This window comes from Paenibacillus gorillae (assembly GCF_000513275.1).
Taxonomy (GTDB): Bacteria; Bacillota; Bacilli; order Paenibacillales; family Paenibacillaceae; genus Pristimantibacillus; species Pristimantibacillus gorillae.
Window position 1 is genome coordinate 1 of record NZ_CBVJ010000099.1, and the last position, 12539, is coordinate 12539.

At 49.1% G+C, this 12539-nt stretch carries 11 protein-coding genes and 1 riboswitch; all 11 genes read right to left on the reverse strand.

The annotated features are described in order from the left end of the window. Positions 1–629 precede the first annotated feature (629 nt). The 11 genes from TY10_RS18240 to TY10_RS18285 all read right to left on the reverse strand — a co-directional run bounded on the left by TY10_RS18240 (position 630) and on the right by TY10_RS18285 (position 12539). A complete protein-coding gene (locus tag TY10_RS18240) occupies positions 630–2282 on the reverse strand; it encodes a response regulator transcription factor (protein ID WP_238327777.1) in 1653 nt (550 codons plus the stop codon). Continuing rightward, positions 2279–4081: a cache domain-containing sensor histidine kinase gene (locus TY10_RS18245; protein ID WP_238327778.1), complete on the reverse strand. Its 1803-nt coding sequence runs from the start codon at positions 4079–4081 to the stop codon at positions 2279–2281. Before TY10_RS18245 ends, TY10_RS18240 begins: the two co-directional genes overlap by 4 nt. A gap of 100 nt (positions 4082–4181) precedes the next feature. Next, positions 4182–5855 (reverse strand): type 2 periplasmic-binding domain-containing protein, encoded by a 1674-nt coding sequence (locus tag TY10_RS18250; protein ID WP_042166539.1) that lies wholly within the window; start codon positions 5853–5855, stop codon positions 4182–4184. Positions 5856–5921: 66 nt separating this feature from the next. Further along, on the reverse strand, positions 5922–6818 hold the full coding sequence (locus tag TY10_RS18255) for a carbohydrate ABC transporter permease (RefSeq protein WP_042166542.1): 897 nt from the start codon (positions 6816–6818) through the stop codon (positions 5922–5924). Between the two features lie 2 nt (positions 6819–6820). After that, complete coding sequence (locus tag TY10_RS18260; protein WP_042166545.1) at positions 6821–7714, reverse strand: ABC transporter permease; 894 nt, start codon at positions 7712–7714, stop codon at positions 6821–6823. 233 nt (positions 7715–7947) lie between these two features. Further along, positions 7948–8124, reverse strand: coding sequence for a hypothetical protein (locus tag TY10_RS30535; RefSeq protein ID WP_155985949.1), 177 nt, complete (start codon positions 8122–8124; stop codon positions 7948–7950). A gap of 14 nt (positions 8125–8138) precedes the next feature. Then, positions 8139–8624 (reverse strand): hypothetical protein, encoded by a 486-nt coding sequence (locus TY10_RS18265; protein WP_042166547.1) that lies wholly within the window; start codon positions 8622–8624, stop codon positions 8139–8141. A gap of 24 nt (positions 8625–8648) precedes the next feature. Beyond that, on the reverse strand, positions 8649–9092 hold the full coding sequence (locus TY10_RS18270; RefSeq protein WP_042166549.1) for a hypothetical protein: 444 nt from the start codon (positions 9090–9092) through the stop codon (positions 8649–8651). Between the two features lie 18 nt (positions 9093–9110). After that, a complete protein-coding gene (locus TY10_RS18275) occupies positions 9111–9455 on the reverse strand; it encodes a hypothetical protein (protein WP_042166551.1) in 345 nt (114 codons plus the stop codon). Between the two features lie 149 nt (positions 9456–9604). After that, positions 9605–10774 (reverse strand): KamA family radical SAM protein, encoded by a 1170-nt coding sequence (locus TY10_RS18280; protein WP_042166553.1) that lies wholly within the window; start codon positions 10772–10774, stop codon positions 9605–9607. 144 nt (positions 10775–10918) lie between these two features. Continuing rightward, a riboswitch (cyclic di-AMP (ydaO/yuaA leader) is annotated at positions 10919–11058 on the reverse strand. 362 nt (positions 11059–11420) lie between these two features. Continuing rightward, entirely contained in the window at positions 11421–12539 is a 1119-nt protein-coding gene (locus TY10_RS18285) for a glycoside hydrolase family 88 protein (protein ID WP_042166555.1), read from the reverse strand.

A 12539-nucleotide genomic window follows, 5' to 3' on the forward strand; every position in this document is an offset into this window, starting at 1 on the left:
CGTAGGACGCATTTTTTAGCTGCTTTTCCGCTTCTACGTTGGATATTTCCAACGTAGGACGCATTCTTTGCTGTTTTACCGTTTCTACGTTGGATATTTCCAACGTAGGGCGCATTCTTTGCTGTTTTACCGTTTCTACGTTGGATATTTCCAACGTAGGGCGCATTCTTTGCCGCTTTGTCGCTTCTACGTTGGATATTTCCAACGTAATATTGTAGGGTAAACCTCCGATGAAGGGAGAGGATCTAGCCGCATTTGCATTATGTTAGCCTTAAGCACAAGAAAGTTTGTTAGGCGTGCGATAGCGTATTGGCGCTTCTTCTCCCACTGCCTGCTGCATGCGGATAAATTCTCTATCTTTTAATGCACGTACGGGAATCGAGCTCCTGCTCATTCGCTACGTTCACGCGTACGAATGGCTTGAAGCCTCACGTTTGCGCAATGCAATGCATGCTCTAGCGGGAGGCTTCAAGCCTTGCAAAGCTCCCCTAGCACTTGGCACTTGGCACTTGGCACTTGGCACTTGGCACTTGGCACTTGGCACTAGCGCCTTACACCTCAGCGCCTTAGCACCTTTAGCACCTCGCACCTTTGCGCCTTATCACCTTAGCACCTTTACGCCTTAACCCCTAGCGCCCACTACCCGGCTTGGACCCGCTGCCGCTTCCCGGTCCTGCGGCGGAATAATGATGGTCCCTGAATTCCTGGGGCGTGCAGTTGACCATCTTCTTGAACAGGTAAGTGAAATACGCCGAGGTCTGAATGCCCACCCGGTCGGCGACCTCGTATACTTTAATGCTTGGATCCTGAAGCAGCTGCTTCGCCAGCTGAATGCGGGTTTCCTGAACAAACTCAGAAATCGTCTTCCCCATCTCCTTCTTGAACAGCACGCTTAAATAGCTGGCGTTCAAGTTAAACTGCTCCGCGAGCTGCTTCACCGTCCAGCTCTCGTGGACGCGCTCCTCGATAAACACGGCAATTTGCCGGATCAAATTGTGGAGCTGATGGCCCTGCTCTTTTTTCTCAACCAGCATATAGCGATCTACATATTCGACCAGCAGCTCAATGATCTGGCTGGTGCTGCTGCAGTCGAGCATTCTGCGCCACATTAAAATATTGATTTCGCCCTCTGCTCCATTCTGCCATTTCAAAATGCGGATCAGCTCGCTAAGAAAGCTCATTCCAAATGCTTGAGCGTATGAGAACGAGAACGGCTCCTGCGATTGCAGCAAGTCGAAAACCCGATTCATATATTCGCCTACTTTGGCCCGGTCACCCGACTCCATCAGCTTCACGATATTTGGCATAAATTCCTCGCGCAGCCGATATTCCTTGAAGTCATGTGAGTCCGTCGGATCGTAATGGACAATTTGACCGTCCGACATGAGCCGCGCCTGCGCCATCTTGAACTTCACTTCCTTATAGCAAAGCGTCGCATCCTTCCATCCATCGCCTGTACGACTTAAGCCCACCGACACCGTAGAGCCGTATTGCTCCTCCATCATGCGCTGGATGAAAACCATCTGCTTCTCTAACACTGCACTTTCCTCCGGCGTCGGATTGGCGTGCAGCACAACAATTTCATCCGGAGCGGTCTGCGCCACATATAGAGATTCCAGATCGGATAAGCCGACGTCCACTGTTTTGCGAAAGCCGCTCCCGAGCACCATTCGCTCCTTGGCATCTTTGCTTAAGGACAGAAAATGGTCGAGCCCGAATAAGATGACTCGCAATCCTCGATCAATCTTGGGCAGCTCCATCAAGCTTTTCCACGAAAGCAGCATATCGTCAGTCTGTACCATCTCGGCGATCAGATCATTAACGAAACGTTCCTTCACTACCTTCAGGCTGCCCGAAACCTTCTTCTCCAGCTCGCTCGTCTGCTCAACGATTTGCCGCATCTTCTCCAGCGTTGCCCGGAATGTATCGAGACGGCTCGTCACCTCTTCGAATTTGAGCGGCTTCAGCACGTAGGCTTGGGCGCCAACATGAATCGCATCCTGAACAAATTCGAATTCATTGTAGCCGCTGATCATCAGAACCTGAATGTGAGGATAAAGCGCTTTGGCTCTGGCGACCAGCTCAATCCCGTTCATCCCCGGCATAGACACGTCCGAAATAAGGACATCGAACTCCGTCTCCTGCAGCGCCTCCAGCGCCTCTTCTCCCGATTCATGCGTCACCGGAGCCGCATAGCCATGCTCCTGCCACTTAATATAACGGACCAGTCCTTGAATGTTGGAAGGCTCATCGTCCACGATCATCACGTTAAGCATCGTCATATTTCCCTCCTAATTGCAGGCTGCTCTGCGGATGCCGGGAATATAATGCTTACCCGCGTCCATTCGCCAGCCACGCTTTCTATTATGAATGAAGCCCTGCTGCCAAAATAAAGCGATAGCCGTTCCTTAATGTTAGCTGTGCCAAATCCATTGCCTTTCCCTTTATGCGTACCGGCCTCGATCTCACGCAGAACGTCCTCCGCAATGCCGCTGCCGTTATCATAGACGGCCATTCGAATATTGTCGCCTTCTCGTTGTACAGAGACGCGAATGACCGCATCCTTTTTCCGGGTAATGGCCCCATGCAAATAGCAGTTTTCAACAATCGGCTGCAGCACGGTCTTGATGGTATAGAAATCGAGAACCGAGCTGTCCACATCCCATTCCACGCGAACCCGATCCGGATAACGGAACTGATGAATGTCCAAGTAAGCTTTGACATGCTCCAGCTCGTCTCGGATGCGAATGACACTAATCTGATTGTTAAGCGCCAGCCGGTAAAAGGTCGTTAGCGCATCAATAATCTGAATTTGCCCTTCATCCTGCACATCCAGCGCACGCCAGCGCAGCAGACTTAAGGAGTTGTAAATGAAATGCGGGTTGATCTGCGCCTGAAGCGCTTTGAACGCCTGCTCCTTTTCCATCAGCCCTGCTTTCGTAATATCTTCCACCAGCTTGCCCAGCCGTTCGGACATTGAGTTGAACATGCTCTCCAGGTCGCCCAACTCATCGTTATTATTGTGGCGCACGCTGACCTCGAATTGGCCGCGGGACAAATCGCTCATTCGTGTACCCAGCTTACGGATTCGCCACACCATATTTTTAACGATCGTCATAATCAAGAACAGTGAGCATACAAGAAAGAGCACTGTAATCGAAACGTTTAGCAGCAAAATCCGCCGGTTCTGGCTGTCCATGTACTGCATCGGAAGCTGTGCAACGACCTCCCAGCCGGAAGAAAGCGGCTTGGCGATCAATAACTCTTTAGTTAGAGTGAGGTCATATACAGCGGCGGCTGAACTATCCGCCGCTCCCTCTGTCTCGCTCAGCGGCCATTCCTTCGTCACGATACGGCCGCCGATTTTACCAGTCTCCGTCGCCGCAATCGCATGCCGGCTGCTGTCGACTACAAATAAATTTCCCGCGCCTTTGAACGGCTTATCCAGTAATTCGCCGAAAACGCTATCATAATTGAGTAAAATATAGACCATACCGAGCAGACTGCCATCGGCCCCCATAATTTTGCGTGTGATGACAATTTGCTTCGGATTGCTTGGCGCGTTGCTCCAGCGCAGCGCTTGATCGCTCTTCGCGGCCTCTTCGTACCAAGCCTGTTCATCCATGCCCACCAGTGACCGCTTCTCCGGCCGCCACAGTAGCTGGCCGTCCTGCACCAGCGTTTCATTCGTATGATAAATGCGAAAATCCGCAATTCCCGGCAAATACTTGCTCGTAATGAGGAATGTGCGGTCCACATAATTGACGGTATCCAATATTTCAGTCATATCGGCGTAACTGCGCCCTAATCTTGAAATAAGCTCGCCATCAGTTGCCGTTCGAACAGCGAGCAAATCATAGCTTTTTTTACCAAAATCGACGTTTTGCGCCGTTTGTCTTACAGCCTCATCCACCGTCGTCAAATAGCTTTGATGAAAGCTTTGAATGACCAAGTAGATGGCGCTGCCGCCTAACACTAAAGTAGGCAAAACCAAAATGAGCCCGTACATAACAAGCACTTTGCTGCGCAGGTTCATGCCACGGGTGAAGCGAATCACTTGTTTCTCCAGCCATAATCTCACGGTGCCTGACCCCTTTCACACGTTCAGTATAGCACGCGCGCCTTACGGGAACGAAGGGGAAACCGCATTATGCGGCTTCCCCTGTCCCTCTTTTATGCCATTAAGCTTTAGTCGCATCAAATGTTGTTTGCCATTCTTTCTTAAGGTCTGTCCAGTGTGCGCGTTTCTCGAGTGCACCTTGGAAGTCCTTCCAAGCTCCTTCGAACGCAGCGTCATCCTTAGCCATCAACAGCTTAGCTTTGAACTCTTTTCTTACGTTCTCAAGCTCAGGCAAATATTTCTCCCACAAGCCGCCGGACTCCGCTTTTACCATATCGTAAGTCTCAGCTACACGGATACCGCCCATTTTGCCGATGCTCTCTGTGAATTGGATCGTTTTCAGACGGCCTTCCGGCTTCGTTACGCCGTAGTTCCACCATGGGTACCATTCATTGCTGTAAGAAGAAGCGCCGTAGAGATTCGGGTTCGTGCTTGCAACCTTCGCTGCATCACCGGAATCATGTGCCTGCTGGTACTTCTCATCTGTGTATGTCCATTTGCCAAGCGGCTGATCGGTCCAATCCCAGAACACGCCTGGAGGACCCTCGTTAACAACCTGCTGCTGTTCTGGCTTTTGTGTCAGCGTGTAGTCAAAGAATTTCAAGATAGCGCCTAGATTTTTCGTATCTTTGTTAATGTAGATGTCGTTGGCAGGGTAAGGGTTGACGATTTGATTCGCGCCTACTTTGCTAACGCCTTCTACTTGCGGGTAAGGAAGCGCTTGATAGTACCAAGCCGGTTCTGTAGGACCGTCCAGCACTTCCCACAGCTGAGCATCCATATTGAAGAATCCGCCGGCATTCAGCGCAACGCGGCCGGTTTTGTTTTTCTCTTTGTAACGCTCTTTCTTGTCTGTAATAACCTCGTGATCCATCAAGCCTTCACGATACATTTTGTTCATCCATTGGTAAGCGGCTTTGTATTGCGGATTATCATAGATAAACTCAAAGCCGTCGCCTTTTTTCTCAACTGGAACAACGCCGCCTGCAGATGCTACGGTTACACCGAAGGTGCTGAGAATAACGTTCTCATCGTTCGCATCAGACAAGAAGCTGAGCGGAATGAGGTTTTTGCCGGAAGCATCCTTTTGCTGAGAAGCAGCTTTCAAATATTTTTCAACGCCATCGATCGTTTTCAGATCATCCGCCGTCATGCCTGTTTTCTCCAGCACATCCGAACGGACGAACCAGCCCAGCGAAGCCCAACCTGGCCATGGATCTTGCGGGTTTTGGTCAAACCAAGCCGGGAGAGACCAGATATGGCCGTCTTTATCCTTCATCGCATCCAGATAAACCTTTGGAATGGCAGCCAGACCTGGATATTTATCCGGCATATCGAAGTATTGCTCCAGCGGCAGAACTGTATTGGATTTAATCATAGCGGAAGTGACGATATCGGTACGGCCAAAAATCGCCGCATCCTCGAATCCGCCTGTATTCAGCTTCAGATTAAGCGCCGTCATGGCATCGCCTTGCGTAGCCTCGATCTGAACGTTAATGCCTGGCTCTTTCTCTCTCCAATACGTTTGTACCATGCTGTCGTTATTGATCGTTGCCGTCCAGCCCAGCCAAAGCTTAAATGCTTTGGATTCGTTTCCTGCTGTTGCTGTAGCTCCGGCATTCGGACTTCCCTCTTCTTTTGTGCCCCCGCTGCCTGACGAACAAGCTGCAAGAACAAGCATCAAAGCTGCAAGCGTTAATGCGACCCATCCTTTTGCTCCCCGTTGTACTTTCATGTCATGCTTCCCCTCTCTCTTCTTGTAATTGGTATTTGGTAGTGCCCTATACCCGTTAGTTATGGCTTACCCTTTGACCGACCCGATTAATACGCCTTTAACAAAATACTTTTGCAGGAACGGATAGACACAAAGGATTGGCAGCGCACTGACCATGACGGTAGCCATCTTGATCGACATCAGGGTCACGTTGGATAGCATCGAGCCCCGGGCGAGCGCTTCCTGATTATTATTGGAGCCAAGTACGACCGATATATCCTGGGCTGACAGCAATTGCTGCAGGAAGGTCTGTACCGGAATGAGCGTCTGATCGGATACGTAGAACGCACCTGAGAACCAGTCATTCCAGTGCATAACAGCGGTAAACAGCCCAAGCGCCGCAAGCATTGGCTTGGAAAGCGGCATAATAATCGAATAAAGGATACGAACGGGACTCGCGCCGTCGATTTCAGCCGATTCAACGAGCGCATCCGGAATGCCCTGAATGAACTTCATCATAACGAACATATTCCACGCCGAAAAGGCGGTTGGAATGATATACACCCAGAAGGAATTGATCAGGTTTAAGTTATAGAGCTGAATATAGAACGGAATCAATCCGCCGCTGAACAGCATCGTGATGAGGATGTAGCCGAGCAGTGTATTCCGCAGCGGCAGCTGCCGGTAGGACAAGCCAAATGCCGCAATTAATGTAATGAACAAGCCGCAAGCGGTGCCGATAATCGTGCGGAGTATCGTAATGAGATAAGCATGCTGGATGACCGTATTGCCGAGAACGACTTCATAGTTGTACAAAGTGAACTCACGCGGCCATAGGTACACACCGCCCTTTGCGGCATCACTACCCACGTTCAGCGAAATGGCCAGCATATACATGAAAGGATAAATGACGGATACACATAGCAGGCCCAGAAGCACAACTATAATAATCTGACTTACTTTTTCGCCAGTTGAAAGTCTCATGCTTACCAGAGCCCCTCCCCGTTAATTTTGTTAGATAGCTTATTGGTCCCCATAACGAGGATCAAACTGATGAGCGAGGAAATCAGGCCAACTGCTGTTGCCGGTCCAAAGTAGCCCTGCTGCAAACCGCTGCGTAAAATGTACGTGTCGAGTACGTCTGCAACCGGTTGGTTCGCCGGATTCATCAACGGATAGATTTGATCCATTCCGACAGCGATCAGGCTTGGCATGCTCAGAATGAGAATAATCGTGATCGTTGGCATGAGACCCGGTATCGTAATATGACGGATCTGCGACAGCTTGCCGGCGCCTTCCACCTTGGCCGCTTCATACAGCTGCGGATCAATTGTCGTAATCGCTGCCAAATACAAAATCGTATTCCAGCCAACTTCCTTCCACATTCCGCTTACTACGATCATTGGCCGGAACCATTCCGTGGAGCCCAGGAAGAAGACCGGATCGCCGCCTAGATTCGTAATGAGCTGATTGACCAATCCGCCGTCGAGCGTCAGCAGAGATTGCAGAATATAAGCAATAACGATCCATGAGAAGAAATGCGGCAAATAGCTGACGGATTGAACAAAGCGTTTAAAGACGCTATGACGAACTTCATTAATCAACAATGCCAATAATATCGGTGCCGGGAATCCGAACACAAATTTGAGTGCCGCGATGTAAATCGTATTTCGGGCCACAATCCAAAACTGATCATCTTTCAAAAATGCAAAGTTTTCAAAGCCGACCCACGGGCTGTTCCATACCGTCAGGCCGATGTGAAAATCTTTAAATGCCACCTGTATGCCGGTCATCGGTACGTAGTTAAACAGAAATAAAAGTACGAAGGCCGGTAAAATCATCATGTACTGCCAGCGGTATTTTCTCAGACTTGCAAGCATCGTGTCACCCCTTTGCTTAAAAGTATAAGGAGGAAATGAAAGCGGAACCATATCACAACGATTGGATTTTCATCAATTTGATTGGAGAAAACGATAGAAACGACAAAAAAGCCGAAGTCTAAAAAAGACTCCTGCTTCCGGTTTGCACGTATTCGTATTACATTCTTAAATAAGTATGCGATTTTGTTTCTACAGATTTAGAACGATTAGGGTTGAAGAAGGACGGCACGTCGTTACTCCTCTTGCTTCGACTTTAACTCCCGCAGGCTCTGGTTCATTTCATCCAGCGACTTCTGCATCGCATCCATTTTCCGCAAGGAAACCACCTGATTGCCCATAATGCTTGAAATACATAAAATAAACAAAATGAAACTAATGATCGCCCAAATAGACGCTCCCCCTGATGTCATCTATTACTTTACCGCTATTGGCTGCTGCTCCCTTTATCGCTGTCCTCGACAAGCCCCAAGCCCATTCCCTTACTAAAAGGGATCTCTTTCTTCTTATATAAAATCGTACCGTTTAAATCGACGAAAGGCTGATTAAAGTTAAGGAGCTTGGAATCCCCGAATACCTTTTGAATAGGTGCCCTGAATGTGTATGTAGTTTGTTCGCCTGGACGAATTACAACTGGGCGATTCAGATCTGCTCTCCCCTCCAGCTTGAACGGATTTTCGCTCGTTCCGTTGGTTGTGATCACTGGAAAGGAAAGATAGAAATTGAGGTTTCTCACTGCGATCTTCCCTGCATTTTTCACTTCGATTTCATATTCGGTATAGTCCTCTTTTACTTGGAGAGCTACTAGCTTGATTTTAATATCCTCAACTTCAAAACTAGTATCTGACGAGCACCCCGCCAGTGCTAGGACGCACAGAACAACTAATATCGAATACCAATGCCATTTCCTCATACTGTTGCCTCATTTCTTGCTGCCTTACTGCTGCAGGCTTTCAGTAAATTTAATGATAGCATTCGTTGTGCCTTCATCTTTCGGGTTGCGGGATAACGTGTAAAATAGCTCTCGAAAAAGATCTACATTATTTACAATTTCATCCCTGTAATCGGGGTTGAGCATGGCCATATATAAGTTATGCAGAGCGATATCCAGCAAATCGTTGGTTCTCTCGAAAGAGGTAAGCGGTGACAACGCAGCCGCTGCCGCAACTGACGCTATGCACCGCTGATAAGATGCGGCGCTCTCATCACCAGTCAACTTCATACTGAACCCGGTTATTACATTAGATAACTGTTCGATGAAGGTCCTGTCGATTTTATTCTGGACTCCCTCTTGTTTCTTAACTAAAGCGGAAATACTAAACAATAAAATAATGGCGGCCAGTATCAATATAACTGCTGCTGTGTGTCTCGATCTCAACACCTTAGATGCAACTCCCTCTTAATATTTGACGCCGCGAAGCCGATACATCATAAAACAAATGAAATAGATGAAGCTAGTCATGCCAAACAGCATAAATACGCCCGGCGTAACAACCATATATATACTATAAGGAAAACTCCAAATGTACGCCGCCAGTAAAATCATACTTTTCTCCAGCATAAGTCCTGTACCGAAAACGACAGCAGGAAGCACAAGCATCATAAAGGTAATGAATGCGCTCGTCTTTTCCAGCCCCGGATCATACGGATTCATCCATACAAAAATAATCCATAATAAAATCGTCGAAATGCTGGCCGTATATCCAATTAGATTCGTCAGTTTGACTACTAGTTTTCTATCCATCTCTAATCTCTCCAGTTTCTCTTCCAATTTGCTACAATTCACCTTTCAGTTTACCACTTTATCAATAATTGGAAAACAAAAGAAGCAGCAAAAGTCCTAATATGACTTTGCTGCTCCTCGAACGGCTATTTTTTTATTGTTCGACTCTATTATTCAACTGCTGCACAGCTTGGACTACGCTCCATATCATTGACGGATATAATAGCATCGTTTTTCTTGACCGGCTTCGTCCAATATTGCTCGTTGCCGGGAAGATCGTCGAACCATTCGGCGCCGGGCGGACAATCGAGCGTCATGAACTGCCCGTAATTCTCGTCTCTTGACTGATGATACTTGAGATATGCTTTGCCGTTATCAATCGCCAGAATCTCAATTTTGCCAGAGGTATGGCTCATGGACAAACGTACTCTTTTGCCCAAACCGGAAGTTCTCGCCTTCGCTTCCTCTACAATTTGGTACACCCGCTCGAGCGGAAGCACAAATTCACGATTGCCGGCCACCGGTCTGTTGACGAAAAAGTAGTAAGGTGTAACGCCTGCCCACGACAGCTGGTCAAGCAGCTCACCCAATACAGCCGGATCATCATTAATGCCCTTAAGCACGGGCGTCTGGTTAACGACAATGGCTCCCGCGTCATGCAGCGCTTTAAAGCCTCTCCTAGCCTCTGCCGTAATTTCACGGGGATGGTTAATATGTGCCATGACATAAATCCGCTTCTCCTCCGTCGAATGGGTACGGATCAGCTCCAGCAGCTCCTCGTCCTGATAAATCCGCATCGGATTGAATACCGGAATTTTGGAGCCAAGCCGGATGATTTTGACATGATCGATACTTCGGAGTCCTTCAATAATCGTGCGCAGCTTGGATGTTGCCAGAATGAGGCTGTCGCCGCCAGTCAGAAGCACATTGTTGATCTCTGGAGTTTGCGCAATATAAGCAAGCCCCGGAGCCACATCCGACATCGCTTCCTTGACGTCATTGCGGAACAACCGCTTGCGGAAGCAGTAGCGGCAATAGGAGCCGCACACCTCGGAGACGATAAGAAGCGCCGTCGTCCTGTATTTGTGCTGGCATCCCGGAACTACATAATTCGTATCCTCGTCAGAAGCATCCCAGCGTCCATATTCAGACAGCTCTCCCTCATTGGGGATAACGAGCTTGCGGATCGGATCATGAGGATCATCCCAATTGATTAACTGGAGGTAATAATCGTTGACGCGAAAAACGAATTTGTCCGTAATCGGCTTTAATACCGCTTTTTCGTGCTCGGACAAATTCTCCATTTTTGCAACATCCGTAATGTACCGTACCTTCTGCACTGTATCTCTCTCCTTCGTCCCATAGGGTGAGAATAAAGGGAGCCTTTTGTGTCAAGAAGCCAGTGTGCCGCCAGCAGGGTCCAAAAAAAGACAAAAAGAGACCCTTAAAAAAATAGGGTCTCTGGTTGATCACATTCAATTAGAAGCAGACCCATCCACTGCTGACGAGGTTAGCTGACGGGCTCGGGTAAGATGGTACCCTACATTCAAGAATGATTCGCCCCAATTGACTGGTTCCCCCGCTTCTCGGCCGGGTGCGGCCGAAAACTAAGCGTAGCTATATTGTAAGCGATTGCAGTCTGATAAGTCAAAAGAAGGACTGCTTAAAGCTCTATGTTACTTAATGGCAAACATACCTTTAACTGAGGCGCCCTCTGCTCCAACCTCGGCAGTTGGGTGTGTTGCGACATCTCACTCTCCTCCCGAGCGAACCTGATTCGCTATTTTGCGAACCATTCTTCGCTGTAGCTCCAAGATGCAGCATACGAGCTGCTTGGAGAGAAGAGAATTTCGCTGTTCGCGAACCTCGGTTCTCCAATAGCGAAATTTACTTCGTTGATCAACCTTAGCATTGAAATTCGCCGCCTGCCTTGTATTCGCTATTTTGTGAAGATGCTTCGCTATAATGCACAATCTCTCCACAAGTCTAGAAAATCTGATTCTTCCAGCCGTTCAACTTCGCAATGGCTTCCACGAAGAAATAGTCGCCGTATATGAGCGACACGTTCACATCGACTCCAGCCGGGCGATTGCCTGTCGCTTGCAGCAAAATCGCCTCATGCTGGGGTTGATCCCAAGTCGCGTAATTATGATGCAGCGAGATGAGGATTCGTTCAGCGGCATTGCGGTACAGGCCGCCTTCAATTGCAGGCAGATGGGAAGCCAGCTCCAGCAGTCCCGATGCCGCGCAAGCGCCAGCCGAGCTGTCCCGCGGCTCCTGCTCCAAGCTCTCCGCTGCCCGGAAATCCCAATGCGGAATAGAATCTTCCGGCAGATTGGCGATAAAAAAGTTGGCGACCCGCTGGGAAGCGCGCAAATATTTCTCCTGCTTCGTATAGCGGTAGGTGTTCGCCAAGCCATACAGCGCCCAAGCGGCGCCGCGGCTCCAAGCAGAATCAGGACCGGCGCCTTGCCCGCCGATTGCACCTAAATATTCGCCCGAATCCGGATCAAAGCTGACGATATGGCGCACCGAGCCGTCCTCCCGGACGAACCGGTTCACGACGGTATCAGCATGCGCCTTCGCGATATGAGCAAAGCGCGGATCGCCTGAGGCTTGCGAGGCCCAGAACAACAGCGAGAGGTTCATTGTGGAATCGACAATCGACCAGCCCAGCTTCTCCTGATTCCACGCCCGTAGAAACCGGCCCTCGATGTTGTAACGACCTGTCAGAAAATTGGCGGCAAACAAGCCCCGCCGCAAGCCGTCCTCATCGCCGGTCAGCTTATGCTTCATCACAGCCGTCGGAAGAAATTGAAAGCCGACGTCATGGTGGAAATTGCTTGGCTGCATCATTTTCCGCTCCAGCTTCTCGTCCCAGTCCCAAGCGGCGTTCTTATAGATGTCCTTTCCCGTCATATCATGCATAATCCATAGCATCCCGGGCCAAAAACCGGATGTCCACCAATCGTGGCGCATATCGTCATACTTCCCGTCTGCCTTGGCAACATGCGGCGACTTGTGTCCAATTTGCGCAATCATTCGTTCTGTTTTATCTGCTATCATGGCTAGTGGCCTCGAAAAATCAAACTGCTGCTCGGTCAT

What these genes read in the sequence shown, in the direction of transcription:
- TY10_RS18240 (WP_238327777.1), bottom strand. Translation starts at nt 2,282, where the DNA reads ATGACGATGCTTAACGTGATGATCGTGGACGATGAGCCTTCCAACATT.
- TY10_RS30535 (WP_155985949.1), bottom strand. Translation starts at nt 8,124, where the DNA reads ATGACATCAGGGGGAGCGTCTATTTGGGCGATCATTAGTTTCATTTTG.
- TY10_RS18275 (WP_042166551.1), bottom strand. Translation starts at nt 9,455, where the DNA reads ATGGATAGAAAACTAGTAGTCAAACTGACGAATCTAATTGGATATACG.
- TY10_RS18265 (WP_042166547.1), bottom strand. Translation starts at nt 8,624, where the DNA reads ATGAGGAAATGGCATTGGTATTCGATATTAGTTGTTCTGTGCGTCCTA.
- TY10_RS18250 (WP_042166539.1), bottom strand. Translation starts at nt 5,855, where the DNA reads ATGAAAGTACAACGGGGAGCAAAAGGATGGGTCGCATTAACGCTTGCA.
- TY10_RS18255 (WP_042166542.1), bottom strand. Translation starts at nt 6,818, where the DNA reads ATGAGACTTTCAACTGGCGAAAAAGTAAGTCAGATTATTATAGTTGTG.
- TY10_RS18285 (WP_042166555.1), bottom strand. Translation starts at nt 12,539, where the DNA reads ATGACCGAGCAGCAGTTTGATTTTTCGAGGCCACTAGCCATGATAGCA.
- TY10_RS18260 (WP_042166545.1), bottom strand. Translation starts at nt 7,714, where the DNA reads ATGCTTGCAAGTCTGAGAAAATACCGCTGGCAGTACATGATGATTTTA.